14 protein-coding genes are annotated in these 15689 nt (G+C 73.9%); 13 read left to right on the top strand and 1 reads right to left on the bottom strand.

The features are described 5' to 3' along the window. Positions 1-47: 47 nt before the first annotated feature. The gene (locus tag AR3_RS26730) at positions 48-1190 is read right to left on the bottom strand and encodes a hypothetical protein (RefSeq protein ID WP_146150257.1); all 1143 of its coding nucleotides are present in this window, start codon (positions 1188-1190) and stop codon (positions 48-50) included. 210 nt (positions 1191-1400) lie between these two features. Here AR3_RS26730 and rsmD point away from each other — a divergent pair, with 210 nt between their 5' ends. From rsmD to AR3_RS26665, 13 genes are all read left to right on the top strand, one after another. Beyond that, positions 1401-1970, top strand: coding sequence for a 16S rRNA (guanine(966)-N(2))-methyltransferase RsmD (rsmD, locus tag AR3_RS26725; RefSeq protein WP_067918057.1), 570 nt, complete (start codon positions 1401-1403; stop codon positions 1968-1970). A 181-nt stretch (positions 1971-2151) separates the two neighbouring features. Further along, entirely contained in the window at positions 2152-2637 is a 486-nt protein-coding gene (gene coaD, locus AR3_RS26720) for a pantetheine-phosphate adenylyltransferase (RefSeq protein WP_067918055.1), read from the top strand. Positions 2638-2822: 185 nt separating this feature from the next. After that, positions 2823-3443 carry a YceD family protein gene (locus AR3_RS26715; protein ID WP_083952078.1) on the top strand — a complete coding sequence of 207 codons (621 nt, stop codon included), beginning with the start codon at positions 2823-2825 and terminating at the stop codon, positions 3441-3443. Between the two features lies 1 nt (position 3444). Continuing rightward, a complete protein-coding gene (gene rpmF / locus AR3_RS26710) occupies positions 3445-3624 on the top strand; it encodes a 50S ribosomal protein L32 (protein ID WP_067918050.1) in 180 nt (59 codons plus the stop codon). 314 nt (positions 3625-3938) lie between these two features. Then, on the top strand, positions 3939-4724 hold the full coding sequence (gene rnc, locus AR3_RS26705; RefSeq protein WP_067918068.1) for a ribonuclease III: 786 nt from the start codon (positions 3939-3941) through the stop codon (positions 4722-4724). A 45-nt stretch (positions 4725-4769) separates the two neighbouring features. Next, the gene (gene mutM, locus AR3_RS26700; protein WP_067918048.1) at positions 4770-5669 is read left to right on the top strand and encodes a bifunctional DNA-formamidopyrimidine glycosylase/DNA-(apurinic or apyrimidinic site) lyase; all 900 of its coding nucleotides are present in this window, start codon (positions 4770-4772) and stop codon (positions 5667-5669) included. A 19-nt stretch (positions 5670-5688) separates the two neighbouring features. Beyond that, a complete protein-coding gene (locus AR3_RS26695) occupies positions 5689-5970 on the top strand; it encodes an acylphosphatase (protein WP_067918046.1) in 282 nt (93 codons plus the stop codon). A gap of 308 nt (positions 5971-6278) precedes the next feature. Continuing rightward, positions 6279-6476, top strand: coding sequence for a hypothetical protein (locus AR3_RS26690; protein ID WP_067918044.1), 198 nt, complete (start codon positions 6279-6281; stop codon positions 6474-6476). Positions 6477-7862: 1386 nt separating this feature from the next. Next, a complete protein-coding gene (gene smc, locus AR3_RS26685; protein WP_067918043.1) occupies positions 7863-11528 on the top strand; it encodes a chromosome segregation protein SMC in 3666 nt (1221 codons plus the stop codon). Positions 11529-11611: 83 nt separating this feature from the next. Continuing rightward, positions 11612-12763 carry a signal recognition particle-docking protein FtsY gene (gene ftsY / locus AR3_RS26680; protein WP_067918040.1) on the top strand — a complete coding sequence of 384 codons (1152 nt, stop codon included), beginning with the start codon at positions 11612-11614 and terminating at the stop codon, positions 12761-12763. Between the two features lie 283 nt (positions 12764-13046). After that, a complete protein-coding gene (locus AR3_RS26675) occupies positions 13047-14402 on the top strand; it encodes an ammonium transporter (protein WP_083952075.1) in 1356 nt (451 codons plus the stop codon). After that, positions 14399-14737, top strand: a complete 339-nt coding sequence (locus AR3_RS26670) for a P-II family nitrogen regulator (protein WP_067918038.1) — start codon at positions 14399-14401, stop codon at positions 14735-14737. The genes AR3_RS26675 and AR3_RS26670 overlap by 4 nt, the downstream gene beginning before the upstream one ends. Positions 14738-14783: 46 nt before the next feature. Further along, the coding region (locus AR3_RS26665) for a [protein-PII] uridylyltransferase family protein (RefSeq protein ID WP_451916697.1) at positions 14784-15689 on the top strand (906 nt) is incomplete at its 3' end.

Raw genomic sequence — 15689 nt, 5'->3', positions numbered from 1 at the left:
GGGGCGCCCCGAACCGGGGCGCCCCGCCTGGACGTACCGCCGCGAGATCAGGCCTCGCGGTTCACACGCCGTCGGGTGGCGGCGATGGCGACGCCGCCGACGACCATGAACGTGACGCCGAGGGCGGCGAGCGGAATGCCGTCCGCGCCGGTCCACGGCATCTTCTCGGGCGCCTTGACCGACAGGTCGGCCGCGATCGGCCCGGATCCCGCGCCGACCGTGCCGTAGCCGACCGGCGTCCCGGGCAGGTCGGGCAGCACGGGCGAGGACGGCGGCAGGTCCGGCAGCGGCGGCGTCGGGCTCGGCGGCGTCGGCTCCGGAGGGGTGGGCGACGGCGGCGACGGCGGGGTGGGCGGCGTCGGCGGAGTCGGCGGGGTGGGCGGCGTCGGCGGCTGCGGGGCCGACGCGCAGCCCGATCCGACGCACGCGGCCGCCGCGACGTTGAGCGAGATGCCCGGCTGCCCGGCGGGCCGGACGCCGACGCCCAGCGACGTCCCGGCCTGGACGATCCGGTCGCCGCCGGACAGCGCGACGCCCGTCGCGGCGTTCACGTCCGCGCTGACCAGCGGGGTCGCCACCTGGGCGGTCACGCCGAGGCCGGCTCGGACCGCGCCGTCGCGCGGCGACGCGCCGGCGCCCGCGGCCACCCGCACGTCCGCCCCGACGAGGGGCGTGCCGAGCCCGACCTCCAGGCCCGCCCCGGCGGTGCCGGTGCGCTCGTCGTGGGTGAGCGACGCCTTCAGACGCAGGTCGAGCAGCGGGGCGCCGCCGGTGGCGGCGGTGTCCTTCGACCGCGTGGCGCTCTCGGCCTTCCCGGCCTTCGCCGTCTCGGCGGTCTTGGCGACCTTCGTGCTCTTGGCGACCGTCGCGGTCTTGCCCGTCTTGGCCGTCTTGGCCGTCCCGGCGCGCTCACCGGAGGCGGTCGTCGTCGCGGCCTTCGCGGCCTTCGCGGTCTTCGCGGTCTCGGCCGCCGCGAGAACGGGCTTCTTGATGGGGACGTGGTTGGTGACGGCGGACCCGGCCGTCTCCGCGTGCCGCGGGACGAGCGTTCCGTTCAACGCCGGCTTCGACTTCGAGTCGGCGCGGGGGGCGGCAGCGCGGTCGGTCTCGGCGTGCGAGACACCGCTCATGGCGACGATGCCGAGCACCGTCGCGCCCGCCGTCACCGCAAGTCTCTTGCCTTGGTGCACGAGGGCTCCCGATCCTAGTGCGATCCACAACCTGCGAGCACACTGACACACAAGGTAGCCACTTGGAATGGCGGTCACTGAAATTGGGCGCAGATTCACAACGGTTGCCCGGCGCTTTGGTGAAGCATTTCCGGGAATATCGGAACCGCTGCGCGGCCTGGGCCTGGCGCGACCGCGACCTGGGCGCCGCGATACCGCGATACTGAGTGGGTGACCAGGGTCATTGCGGGAAGCGCCGGAGGGCGCCGGCTGGCCGTGCCGCCGGGGCGCGACACCCGGCCCACCAGCGACCGCGCCCGCGAAGGGCTGTTCTCCACCATCGGCGCGCTGCTCGGACCGCTGGACGGGCTGCGCGTCGCCGACCTGTACGCCGGGTCGGGCGCCGTCGGCTTGGAGGCGCTGTCGCGGGGGGCCGCGCACGCCCTGCTGGTGGAGTCGCACCCGCGCGCGGTGAAGGTCATCCGGCAGAACGCGGCCGCTCTGGGGCTGCCGGGTGCGCGCGTCTGCGCCGACCGGGTGGAGCGCGTCGTGCGGCGCCCGCCGGACGAGCCGTACGACCTCATCTTCGCCGACCCCCCGTACGCCCTGTCCGACGACGCCGTGACGACCCTCCTGGAGACGCTGCGCGACCAGGACTGGGCGGCCCCCGACGCCCTCATCGTCATCGAACGGTCGGTGCGCAGCGCCCCGCCCCAGTGGCCCGACGGCTACGTCGCCGTGCGCGACCGGCGTTACGGCGAGGCGGTGTTCTGGTACGGCCGCACGTCAGAGCAGCCATAGGGCACCAGGCGCCTCCAGGCGCCCCTCAGGGTTCCGCTGGACGGCCCGTCCGGCCGACGCGGTCCGATGGGGGGTGTGGCGCGCGATGCGGCGGGGCACCAGCCCGGGTGAAAACGTACAGAACGCGGTTTGGTACGGTCGCGCCGCAGGTCGCAACCGCGGGACCGAAGGGGCTGAACTCGTGCGCCGTGTCGTCTGTCCGGGATCTTTCGACCCCGTCACCAATGGGCATCTCGACATCATCAGCCGGGCGTCCCGCCTCTACGACGAGGTGGTCGTCGCCGTTCTGATCAACAAGAACAAGAAGAGCCTGTTCACCGTCGACGAGCGCGTCGAGATGATCGCCGAGGTCACCAAGGAGTACGGCAACGTCCGGGTGGACAAGTTCTACGGCCTGACCGTGGACTACTGCAGAGAGCAGAACATCCCGGTGATCGTCCGAGGGCTGCGCGCCGTCAGCGACTACGAGTACGAGCTGCAGATGGCCCAGATGAACCACCGCATCGCCGGGGTGGAGACGCTCTTCATGGCCACCAACCCCGAGTACGCGTTCCTGTCGTCCAGCCTCATGAAGGAGGTCGTGCGGTTCGGCGGGGACATCTCCGGACTGGTGCCCGACATCGTCCACCAGCGGCTCGTCGAGCGCCTCCAGAACGCCCCCGACTGACCGACCTGGAGGGCGGAGGGGCTCCCCGACGCGGGCTCGGCGGAGCAGGGGGAACGAGGCGTCCTCCGTGGGCGGCCCCGCACGGAGCGTTCGCGCTCCCGCCGAGGGCACCTGGCTGAGTTGGGGGCGAGCCACGCGGTTCGGTACCCTGGGAAATCGGCCTGGAGCGACGGCCGCAATCCACCATGCGTCACGAAAGCAGGAATCCTCTGTCCCGCCTCGACTCGTCCCGTCCGCTGGTGCTCGACACCCGAGCGCTCAGTCGGCAACCCGGGTCGTCGCGGGAGGAGACCCGCGTCGTGCCCGCCCCGGAGGATTTCGGCGTCGAGATGGTGGGCGTGCCCGAAGGCGCCGATCTGGAGCTGGACCTGCGGCTCGAGGCGGTGCTGGAGGGCGTGCTCGTGACCGGGACGGTGCGCGTGCCCCTGAAGGGGGAGTGCGCGCGCTGCCTGGATCCCATCGCCTCGACCTTCGAGGCGGACTTCCAGGAGCTGTTCGTCTATCCTGACACCCGCTCCGGCGGGAACGCGGACGACGACGAGCTGCGCCTGGAAGGCGACCTCATCGACCTCGAACCCGTGCTGCGGGACGCGGTGGTGCTGGCGCTGCCGCTCTCCCCGTTGTGCAGGGAGGACTGCCCGGGGCTGTGCCCCGAGTGCGGCGTCCGGCTGGCCGACGCCGGCCCCGAGCACCACCACGAGGCGGCCGACCCCAGGTGGGAGGCCCTTCGGGGCCTGCTTCCCCCGGACCTTGCTCCGGACGGGAGCAGACCACACGACCGACGAGAAGGAAGGCAGGAGGGCTGACGTGGCCGTCCCCAAGCGGAAGAAGTCGCGCAGCAACACGCGGCACCGGCGTGCGCAGTGGAAGGCCACCGCGCCGAACCTGGTCGAGTGCCCGACGTGCCGCAGCAAGAAGCTCCCGCACGTCGCGTGCCAGGCGTGCGGTACCTATGACCGGCGGCAGGTCATCGCCCCGTCGGCCTGACCTTCGTACCACGGGGGTTCGTACCGCGGGGGGCGGATCCGCGCGCGGCGCGGCCGCCCCTTGAGGTCATTCGCCATCGACCACCCGGCGGGCGCGGCCGGCGCGGGGTCGGCGATGGCGGGGACGGGCGCCCGAGGCCGTGGTGTACGCCGGGAATGACCCTGAGACGGGTCGACCGGCGCGCACCTCGTCTTCGCGGACCTCTCCTCGCCGCACCGCCCCGTGCCGTCCGCCCGCCGTGACGGCAGCCGCGCCGCACCGCGGCTGCGGGGCCTTGCGAGGAGGGGCCTGTGAGTGCCAAGAAGACCGACCCCGTGCCCGCCGACCGCGCCGAGCTCATCGCCGCGCTGGGCGTGGAGGTCTCCGACGAGCTGCTGGAGCGGGCGCTGACGCACCGCTCCTACGCCTACGAGAACGGCGGCCTGCCCACCAACGAGCGCCTGGAGTTCCTCGGCGACTCGGTGCTGGGCCTGGTCGTCACCGACACCCTGTTCCGCGGCCACCCCGACCTGCCCGAGGGGCAGCTGGCCAAGCTGCGCGCCGCCGTGGTCAACATGCGCGCGCTGGCGGGCGTGGCGCGGTCGCTGGGCGTGGGCGCCCACATCCGGCTCGGCCGGGGCGAGGAGGGCACCGGCGGCCGGGACAAGGCGTCCATCCTGGCCGACACCCTGGAGGCGCTGATCGGCGCCGTCTATCTCGACCGCGGGCTGGACGAGGCCGCCGCGCTGGTGCACCGGCTGTTCGACCCGCTGATCACCCGTTCCGCGGCGCTGGGCGCGGGCCTGGACTGGAAGACCTCGCTGCAGGAGCTGACCGCGGTCGAGGAGCTCGGCGTGCCGGAGTACCACGTCGCCGAGAGCGGCCCCGACCACCAGAAGACCTTCCGCGCGTCCGTCCGGGTCGGCGGGGTCACCTACGGCTCGGGCGAGGGGCGCAGCAAGAAGGAGGCCGAGCAGCACGCCGCCGAGGCCGCCTGGAACGCCATCCGCGCGATGGCCGTCCAGCGGGAGGCCGAGCGCGAGGGGCAGGACGGCGGCGCCGCGGGCGTCGCCGGGAAGGCCGCGGCCGAGGGCGGCGCCGGTCGGGCGGGACGCCCGTAGTCCGGCGCATGATCGGATCTGTCGGGCGGGCGGCGGAGGGCCGGGATGCCTGAGCTGCCCGAGGTCGAGGTCGTCCGCCGCGGGCTGGAACGCCACGTGGCGGGCCGCACGATCAAGTCCGCCGAGGTGCTGCACCCGCGCGCGGTGCGCCGCCACGCCCCGGGCCCGGACGACTTCGCCGCCCGTCTGCCCGGCCGCGCGGTGGGCGTTCCGCGCCGCCGCGGCAAGTACCTGTGGCTGCCGCTGACCGGCCCGGAGAGCGACCCGGGCGAGGCGCTGCTGGCCCATCTGGGGATGAGCGGGCAGCTGCTGGTCGGCGACCCCGGCCGGGCCGCGGAGCGGCATCTGCGGGTCCGGATCGAGTTCGACGACGGCGGGTACGACCTGCGGTTCGTGGACCAGCGCACGTTCGGCCACCTGATGCTGACCGGGCTGGTGCCCGACCCCTTCGCCCCGGCGGCCGCGACCGGGTCCGTCCCGGAGCCGATCGCGCACATCGCGGCCGACCCGCTGGAGGACGCCTTCGACGACGAGGCGTTCTACCGGGCCCTGCGCCGCAGGCGCACCGGGATCAAACGCGCTCTGCTCGACCAGTCGCTGATCAGCGGTGTCGGCAACATCTACGCCGACGAGGCGCTGTGGCGGGCCCGGCTGCACTGGGCGCGTCCCACCGAGACCCTCACCCGCGCCGAAGTGCGGCGCCTGCTGGAGGCGGCGCGGGAGGTGATGACGGCGGCGCTCGCCGTGGGCGGCACCTCCTTCGACAGCCTTTACGTCAACGTGAACGGGGAGAGCGGGTACTTCGACCGCTCGCTCGAGGTGTACGGGCGCAGGGACGAGCCGTGCCGCCGTTGCGGCTCGCCGATCCGGCGGGACGCGTTCATGAACCGGTCGTCCTACAGTTGCCCGAGGTGCCAGCCGCGCCCCCGCCGGGCGCGTTACTGAAGAGCCGTGGAGAAGGGCTGTGACGGACGAGCAGACGGTGCGGCTGACCGCGTGGGTGCGCGGTCGCGTGCAGGGCGTGGGGTTCCGCTGGTGGGTGCGGTCCCGGGCGCTGGAGCTGGGGCTCGCCGGCAGCGCCACCAATCTGCGGGACGGCCGGGTCGAGGTGGTCGCCGAGGGCCCGCGCACGGACTGTGAGCGGCTGCTGGAGCTGCTGCGGGGCGAGGGCACCCCGGGACAGGTGACCGGCGTCGCCGAACGGTGGAGCGAGCCGCGCGGCGTCGTGGGTTTCGAGGAACGCTGACGCACGCGGTCCGAGGCGTCGTCCGACGCCTCGTTCGGAGGCGCTTTTCGGGGGCGTGCGGGGCCCGTGACCTGGGCATGGACCGGATGAAGGACGGCGGCGCGAAGACCGAGATGAGCTCCCCTGTGATCGGGTGGGGAATTCCGGTTTGTACCTGCTAAACTGGTGACGACAGGTTGTTACCGGCCTGTGATGTGCGTCTTGACCAGGACACCGGCCGGTGCGACTCTAGACGATACGCGCACTAACACATCGTTGCTCTTCGTGCGCGATCCCTGCTGGTTACTCAGCGTGGAGGACCCTTAGTCATGGCGAAGGCTCTACTCGGCCACGTCGGCGGTCCCGACCCCCGGATGGTCGCGGAGATGCGGCGCCTGCAGCAGCGCGTACGTGATCTGGAGGCCGAGCTGGTACGGCTTCAGGCGGAGAACGACGCGCTCGCCACGGCGGCCAACGGCGACGTCATCTCGCTCGGGGTGAAGGACCGCGAGCCGGCGCTGACCTGATCGGCGCCTTTTTTCCTGTCGAAACAACACAGGGACGTCTGGCTGGGGCGTCCCTATTGTTTTGCCACTTTTTACCGGTTTTTGGGGATTTTTACGTTGGGGCGCGGACCCGCGAAGTGACCGCGGTCGGGCCGAGCGGAGTTTCACCCGAGAAGCGTTCGATGGGCCGCCGCGCATCCGCGCCGGTTCGGCGTCATTGCGACGCCGCGACCGCCGAGCCTCCCCCGGAGACGGCCTCCCTTTCCGCGATCCCCGCGTATTCGATCTCGAGAAATCGATCTCCGCGCCCGATCCGCACGGTCGCACGTCACGACCGAGCCTTCGCGTGCCATGACCGCGGACGCGCCATGTCCCCACGCCGCCGTATGGGAGCCGTGCGCAGTCGGGTGAGGCCGCGGCTCTCCTCGCCGTCCGACGGGCCCAAGGCCGCCGGTAGGCAGCGGCAACTGCGTCCGTCGACTGCGACACGCCCCCCAGACAGCCGCCGGCGGCGTTCGGCGTTGGCGAGGTCGCCCCAGGCAGCCCGCCGCATCAGTGGTCGCACACGGGCACGAGCTGGCCCGCCCAGGGGGCCTGCCACTGCCGCACCCGGTGAGCTTCCCGTCAAGGCCGACCAGTCGGCCATCAGGGAGGCTGGTCGGCCTCCGGTGTTCTGCGCGTTGGCTCACCGGCGGCGCCAAGCCGTCGACTGCGGATCAACCTGCCCGAATGGCAACTGTGCCGTGGCCACGCGGTATGACAAGCCCACCGTCGGTCACCAAGCCACCCTCCGCATCGCAGACATCAACGACTGGCTGACCTGCCTTTGAAAGCGCCCCCGGGGCGCAGCCACGCCGCCTCATGGGAGTCGTACACGGTCGAGCGAGGCCGTGAGGCTACTCGCTGCCCGATGGGCCCAAGTCCGGCGGTAGGCGGCGGCAACTGCGTCCGTCGACTGCGACACGCCCCCCAGACAGCCGCCGGCGGCGTTCGGCGTTGGCGAGGTCGCCCCAGGGCAGCCCACCGCCTGGCCGCACGCGGACGCGAGCCGGTCCGGCCAGGCGGATACCCCGGCCGCGCCTCGCTGGCTTCCCGTCGGTCGGCCCGCGCTGTGCGGAGCGGGTGGTGATCGACGCGAGTCGGCCCGTGGGGCGTTGCGGCATGTCGTTGACGGACAGGTCCGGATAGGGGCGCACCCTGGCACATCGGGCGTGGCACATTAGAAGGAACGGCAGCGCGGATGCCGGGCCAGGGGCGTCTTGGCCGGTATCGTTCGACAAGCTCCCGGCCATGCCGCCGGGGATGCGACAGGGGTCCGCCCTCCCGGGGCGATGCAGGGGCGGCCCCGCACAAGAGCATTTCGGGGGGCCCTCCCCTGCGCGATCCCCTGAGGAGGACAGCGAGCGCGTGTACCTGAAGAGTCTGACGCTGCGCGGCTTCAAGTCCTTCGCGTCCTCCACCACCCTGCGGTTCGAACCGGGCATCACCTGCGTGGTGGGGCCGAACGGGTCCGGCAAGTCCAACGTCGTGGACGCGCTCGCCTGGGTGATGGGCGAGCAGGGCGCCAAGTCCCTGCGCGGGGGCAAGATGGAGGACGTCATCTTCGCCGGCACCGCCAGCCGCCCCCCGCTGGGCCGCGCCGAGGTCGTCCTCACCATCGACAACTCCGACGGCGCCCTGCCCATCGACTACACCGAGGTGACCATCAGCCGGCTGATGTTCCGGTCCGGGCAGAGCGAGTACGCCATCAACGGCGACCCCTGCCGCCTGCTGGACATCCAGGAGCTGCTGTCGGACTCGGGCATCGGCCGCGAGATGCACGTGATCATCGGGCAGGGGCAGCTGGACCGGGTGCTGCACGCGGGGCCCGAGGGCCGCCGCGCGGTGATCGAGGAGGCCGCGGGCGTCCTCAAGCACCGCAAGCGCAAGGAGAAGGCGCTGCGCAAGCTCGACTCGATGCAGGCCAACCTGACGCGCGTGCAGGACCTGGTCGGGGAGCTGCGCCGCCGGCTCAAGCCGCTCGGCCGGCAGGCCGAGATCGCCCGCCGGGCCGCCGTCATCCAGGCCGACCTGCGCGACGCCCGGCTGCGGCTGCTCGCCGACGACCTGGTCACCCTGCGCACCAAGCTGGAGCAGGAGGCCGCCGACGAGGCCGCCGTCCGGGAGCGGCGCGCCGAGACCGAGCGGGCCCTGGCCGAGGCGCAGCGCCGCGAGGCCGAGCTGGAGGCCGAGGAGGCCGCCGAGGCGCCCAGGCTGGCGCAGGTCCAGGACACCTGGTTCAAGCTGTCGGCGCTGCGGGAGCGGCTGCGGGGCGTCGCCGACCTGGCCGCCGAGCGGCACCGCAACGCGACCGAGGCGCACGAGGAGGAGCGGCGCGGTCGCGATCCCGAGGACCTGGAGCGCGAGGCCGCGCAGATCCGCGAGCAGGAGGAGATGCAGCGCGCCGCCCTGGAGGAGGCCCAGGCGGGGCTGGACGGCGCCGTGGCCGAACGCTCCCGCGCGGAGGAGGCCCTGGCGGCCGAGGAGCGGCGCCTGCAGGCGGCCGCCCGCGCCGCCGCCGACCGCCGCGAGGAGCTGGCCCGGCTGCGCGCGCGTGTCGAGGCGCTGCGCAGCAAGGTCCACGCGGGCGAGTCGGAGATCGGCCGCCTCACCGAGGCCCGCGCCGAGGCCGAGGCGCGCGCGGAGGCGGCCCAGGCCGAGTACGAGGCGTTCGAGGGCGAGGTCGCCGAGGACCCCGAGCTCGTCGCCGAGCACGAGCTCGCCCAGGAGGCCCTCGCCGCCGCCAAGGAGGCGCTGGAGCAGGCCCGCGCCGCCGTGGACGAGCCGCGCCGGCGGCTGAAGGAGGCCCGCGACACCGTGGCCGCGGCGCGTTCCGCGGACCAGGCCGCCCAGAAGAACGTCGCGGCCCTGCAGGCCCGCATCGAGGCGTTGAACCTGACCCTGGGGTCGGCGGCCGAGGGCGGGGAGGCGCTGCTCGCCGCGGGCTCCGACGGCTCCCTGAAGGGCGTGCTGGGGACGGTCGCGTCGCTGCTGACCGTCCGGCCCGGCTACGAGACCGCCGTGGCCGCCGCGCTGGGCAACGCCGCCGAGGCCATCGCGGTCGGCTCCCTGGACGCGGCGGAGGCGGCGCTCGCCCTGCTGAGGGCGCGCGACGCGGGCCGGGCCGGGCTGGTCGTCGGCGGCGCGCCCGAGGTGCCGCCGGAGACCCGCGTGCCCGGCGTCGACTACGCGGTCGACGCCGTCGCCGTCCCCGACGAGATCCGCCCGGCCGTGCGGTACCTGCTGCGCGACGTGGTCGTGGTGGACGACGTGGCCGCCGCCGCGGAGCTGGTCCGGCGGGAGCCGAGGCTGCGCGCCGTGACCCGGGAGGGCGACCTCGTCGGCGCGCACTGGGCGCAGGGCGGCGCCGCCGGGGGAGCGCAGAGCCTGCTGCAGATGCGCGCCGCCCTCGACCAGGCCGCCGAGGACCTCGCCGCGGCCGAGGCCGCCGCGGAGCGCACCGCGGCCGAGCTCGCCGAGGCGATCGAGGCCGAGCAGCAGGCCCAGGGCGCGCTGGACGCCGCCCAGGCGGCCGTGAACCAGGCCCAGTCGGGCGTCAACCAGGCGCAGAGCGACCTCGACCGCGTCCGCGCCAGACTCCGCGAGTTCGAGAGCAAGGCCGCCCAGGAGGCCAAGCAGGCCGCCCGGCTGGAGGCGGCCGTGCGCGCCGCGCGCGGCGAGGTGGAGCGCCTGACCAAGGCCTTGGACGCCGCCAACGAGTCGCTGGAGCGCGACGCCGAGGCGGCCGAGGAGCTCGCGCTGCGGCTCGCCGAGGCGGAGGAGGCCGCCGACGTCGCCGACGAGGCCGGGCAGGACACCGCGGCGCGCGACGAACTGGCGGCCCGCTGCCAGGAGCTGCGCGCCGCCGAGATGGAGGCGCGCCTGGCGGTGCGCACCGCCGAGGAGCGCGTCCAGGCCATCGCGGGCCGCGCCGACGCGCTGGAGCGGGCCGCCCGCCGCGAACGCGAGGAGCGCGCCCGCGCCGAACGCCGCCGCGCCCGCCGCGAACGCCAGGCCAGGATCGCCCGGGCGGTGCTGTCGGGCGCCCGGCAGACCCTCGACCGCGTCGAGGTGTCGCTGGCGGCGGCGGTCGAGCAGCGCGAGGCCGCCGAACGCGCCCGCGCCGCCCGCGAGGCGGAGCTGAAGGTGGTGCGCACCCAGGTCCGGGAGCTGTCGAGCACCCTGGAGCGGCTGGTCAACGCCGTGCACGGCAGCGAGGTCGCCCGCGCCGAGCGGCGGCTGCGGCTGGAGCAGCTGGAGCAGCGGGCGCTGGAGGAGTTCGGCATGGAGGTCGAGGCGCTGATCAGCGAGTACGGCCCCGACCAGCCCGTGCCGCCGGGCCCGGACGCCGGGGAGGACGCGCAGCCCGTCCCGTACGACCGGGCGGCCCAGGAGAAGCGCGCCAAGACCGCCGAACGCCAGCTCGCCCAGCTCGGCAAGGTCAACCCGCTGGCCCTGGAGGAGTTCGCCGCGCTGGAGGAGCGCCACGCGTTCCTCACCAACCAGCTGGAGGACTTGAAGAAGACCCGCCGGGAGCTGCTGGGCATCGTCAAGGAGGTCGACGACCGCGTCCAGCAGGTCTTCGCCTCCGCGTTCGAGGACACCGCGCGGGAGTTCGAGCGCATCTTCGTGCGGCTGTTCCCCGGCGGGGAGGGCAGCCTGTCGCTCACCGATCCCGACAACCTGCTGGAGACGGGCGTGGAGGTGGCCGCGCGCCCGCCCGGCAAGAAGGTCAAGCGGCTGTCGCTGCTGTCGGGCGGCGAGCGCTCCCTGGTGGCGATCGCGTTCCTGGTGTCGGTGTTCAAGGCCCGCCCGTCCCCGTTCTACGTGCTGGACGAGGTGGAGGCGGCCCTGGACGACACCAACACCCAGCGGCTGCTCACGGTGTTCGAGGAGCTGCGGCAGAACTCGCAGCTCATCATCATCACCCACCAGAAGCGCACGATGGAGGGCGCCGACGCCCTCTACGGCGTCAGCATGCGCGGCGACGGCGTCAGCCAGGTGGTCAGCCAGCGCCTGCGCGAACCCGCCTAGCCGGCCCACGTGTGCGCGGCGAGGCCCGGGTAAGTGACGTCCTGGTCGGCGCATCGGCGCCGGTCTGGAAGACTGGGGGCGCTATGGAGTATCTGATCCTCATCGCCGGGCTGACCGTCCTCGCGCTCGTCGTGGGGGGCGTGCTGTTCTTGCGGCCCGGCCGCAAGCCCCGGCCGCCCGTGGAGCCGCCGGCGCCGCCCGACGCGACCCCCGGCGGCACCGTCACCGTCGAGGAGGAGGATCAGGCGGCGCCCACGGTGGAACGGGCGCCGCCGGCGGAGGCGCCGCCCAAGCCCGAGATCGAGATTCCGCCGCCCTCGGCGGGGCGGCTGGTCCGGCTGCGGGCGCGGCTGGCCCGGTCGCAGAACGCCTTCGGCCGCACCCTGCTCAACCTGCTGTCGCGCGACACGCTCGACGAGGAGGCCTGGGAGGAGATCGAGGACACGCTCATCGGCGCCGACATCGGCGTGAGCGTGGCCCGGCAGATCGCCGACGACCTGCGCACCCGCGTCCAGGTGCTGGGCGCCCGCACCCCCGAGGAGGTGCGCGCCCTGCTCAAAGAGGAGCTGCTCAAGCAGATCGGCCCCGACCTGGACCGGTCGCTGCGCACCGAGCGGCACGGCAACCGCCCGGCGGTGCTGCTGGTCGTCGGGGTCAACGGCACCGGCAAGACCACCACCTGCGGCAAGCTGGCCCGGGTGCTGGTCGGCGACGGCCGCACCGTGCTGCTCGGCGCCGCCGACACCTTCCGCGCCGCGGCCGCCGACCAGCTGGAGACCTGGGGGTCGCGGGTGGGCGCCAAGGTGGTGCGCCGCGACGAGGGCGCCGACCCCGCCAGCGTCGCGTTCGAGGCCGTCAAGACCGGCATCGACACCAAGGTCGACACGGTGATCGTGGACACGGCCGGGCGGCTGCACACCAAGACCGGGCTGATGGACGAGCTCGGCAAGGTCAAGCGCGTGGTGGAGAAGCAGGCCGAGGTCGACGAGGTGCTGCTGGTGCTGGACGCCACCACCGGCCAGAACGGCCTGCAGCAGGCCCGCGTGTTCGCCGAGGTCGTCAACGTCACCGGCATCGTGCTGACCAAGCTGGACGGCACCGCCAAGGGCGGCATCGTCGTGCAGGTGCAGCGCGAGCTCGGCGTCCCGGTCAAGCTCGTGGGCCTCGGCGAGGGGCCCGACGACCTCGCCCCGTTCGAACCCGAGGCGTTCGTCGACGCCATTCTCGGAGACTGACCGCCGACCTCCTCTCGGCGCACGGCGCACACGCCCCGGCGGCACCACCGGTGCCGCCGGGGCGTTCTTCTTCGCCGGTCGCGGACGCCCGTCGAAGAGCGTTACGTCCGGCGGCGGGGGCCGAGGAAAGCGAAACGACGGCCTGTGAGGATTTCGAAACATTCTCGAAATGCCGCCGGGGCGGGTTTCACAGCGTAGAAACACACGGGCCTTTCGGGTGAAACCGCTGCCGAACACGCTCTGAGCAGTCCATGTTCGGTGTCGAGGAGGGACTCCCCCCGAGATGAAGATTGATAGCGGCAGTACCGCCTGGCTGCTGGTGAGCACCGCGCTCGTGCTGCTCATGACGCCCGGCGTGGCCTTCTTCTACGGAGGCATGACCCGGGCCAAGAGCGTGCTCAACATGATGATGATGAGCTTCGCCAGCATCGCCGTGGTGGGGATGATCTGGGTCCTGTACGGCTACTCGCTCGCCTTCGGCGACGGGGGCGGGCTGAGCGCGATCATCGGCGGGTTCGGCGACGCGGGCCTGGTCGGACTGGAGAAGGCCGCCACCGCCGACGACGGCTCGGGCGTCCCGCAGCTGGTGTTCGTGGCCTTCCAGGCGACGTTCGCCATCATCACCGTCGCGCTGATCAGCGGCGCGGCCGCCGAACGCGCCAAGTTCGGCGCCTGGCTGGTGTTCACCGCGGTGTGGGCGACCCTGGTGTACCTGCCGATCGCGCACTGGGTGTGGTGGTCCGACGGCGACGACAAGGCCGGGTGGATCTTCGACCTCGGGGCGCTCGACTTCGCCGGCGGGACGGTGGTGCACATCAACTCCGGCGTCGCGGCGCTGGCGCTGGCCCTCGTGCTCGGCCGCCGCCGGCACTGGCCGAAGGACCCGGGCCGGCCGCACAACCTCCCCTTCGTCCTGCTGGGCGCCGCGCTGCTGTGGTTCGGCTGGTTCGGGTTCAACGCCGGGTCGGCGGTGGCCGCGAACGAGACCGCCGCGGTCGCGTTCCTCAACACCCTGGTCGCCACCTGCGCCGCCGGGTTCTCCTGGATCGTGGTGGAGAAGCTGCGCGACGGCGCGTTCACGACCCTGGGCATGGCCTCCGGCATCGTCGCGGGCCTGGTCGCCATCACCCCGGCCTGCGCGTTCGTCACCCCGGTCGGCGCGATCGCGCTCGGCCTGATCGCCGGCGCGGTGTGCGCGTTCGCGGTCGGGCTGAAGTACAAGCTGGGCTACGACGACTCCCTGGACGTCGTCGGCGTCCACATGGTCGGCGGCATCGTCGGCGCGCTGCTGATCGGCGTCCTGGCCACCACCGCCGTCAACGACGGCGGCGCCGACGGCCTGCTGGCCGGCGGCGGCCTGTCCCTGCTGGGCAAGCAGGCGGTGGCCGTGCTCGCCACGCTGGCCTACTCGTTCGTGGCGACGTTCGTCATCGCCAAGGTCATCGACCTGGTGATGGGCCTGCGGGTCTCCGAGGACGAGGAGCTCGCCGGCATCGACTCCGGCACGCACGCCGAGACCGCCTACGACTTCGGCGGCGTGCCGTCCGGGACGGCGTCGGCCGTGGCCGCGCCCCGCCCGTCCCCCGCCGCCTCCGACGGCGGCGCCCCCGCGGCCAAGAAGGTGGAGGCAGACGCATGAAGCTGGTCACGGCCGTCATCAAGCCGTTCAAGCTGGACGATGTGAAGGCGGCCCTGGAGACCTTCGGGGTCAAGGGGCTGACCGTCAGCGAGGCCAGCGGGTACGGCCGCCAGAAGGGCCACACCGAGGTCTACCGGGGCGCCGAGTACAAGGTCGACCTGGTGCCCAAGCTGCGCGTGGAGATCCTCGTCGACGACGAGGACGCCGCCGACGTCATCGACGTGGTCGTCAAGGCCGCGCAGACCGGCAAGATCGGCGACGGCAAGGTGTGGGCCGTCCCGGTGGACACCGTCGTCCGGGTGCGCACCGGCGAGACCGGCCCCGACGCCCTGTAGGACACCGCGTGGCCCCGCGCACGGACGATCCGGGGGAGAGGACGAGGTGAACCGTCCGGCGACGGGCCCCGGCGGTACGACGGACGCCGCCCGCGCGGCCCTGGCGGCCGCGCGGGCGGCGCGCGCCGACGAGCTGGACCGCTGGCTCGCCGGCCTGCTGGAGGCGGGGCGCGGGCCCCGCCGGGACGCCTCCTTCGAGGGGGTGGCCCTGCTGGCGGTGGGCAGCCACGCCCGCCGCGAGCTGACCCCGGGCGGCGACCTGGACCTGGTGCTGCTGCACGGCGGCCTTCCGGACATCGCCGCCGTCGCCGACCGCGTCTGGTACCCGATCTGGGACGCGGGACTGCGGCTGGACCATTCGGTGCGCACGGTCGACGAGGCGCGGACCGTGGCCCGCGCCGACGCGAAGGCCGCGCTCGGGCTGCTGTCGGCCCGTCCGATCGCCGGCGACCGCGCCCTGGCCGCGGAACTGCGCGCCGCCGTGCTGGCCGACTGGCGGGCCGACGCGGGACGGCGGCTGGCCGAGCTGGCGGACATCTGCCGCGAGCGCTGGCGCTCCCAGGGCGAGCTGGCGTTCCTGCTCGAGCCCGACCTCAAGGAGGCGCGCGGCGGGCTGCGCGACGTGCAGGCGATGGAGGCGGTCGCGGCGTCCTGGGTGGCGTCCGCGCCCGGCGTCCGCGTCCGCGCCGCCCGGGACCTGCTGCTGGACGTCCGGCACGCGCTGCACGAGGTCACCGGCCGCGCCGCGGACCGCCTCGTCCTCCAGGAGCACGACCCGGTCGCGCGCGCCCTCGGTTTCCGCGACGCCGACGCGCTGATGCGCGCGCTCGCCGAGGCGGCCCGCACCATCACCTACGCGGGGGACCACCTGTGGCGGCGCGTGGAGCGCTTCTGCGCGTCGCGCCGGGGCGGCGGCGCCCCGCGCCCGCCGCGCGACCCCGGTGGCGCGGCG

The sequence above is a fragment of the Actinomadura rubrobrunea NBRC 15275 genome, from assembly GCF_001552235.1.
In the GTDB taxonomy this organism is placed as follows: domain Bacteria; phylum Actinomycetota; class Actinomycetes; order Streptosporangiales; family Streptosporangiaceae; genus Spirillospora; species Spirillospora viridilutea.
Note: the sequence above shows the minus strand (reverse complement) of the source record. Positions and strands in the feature narration are given on the sequence as shown.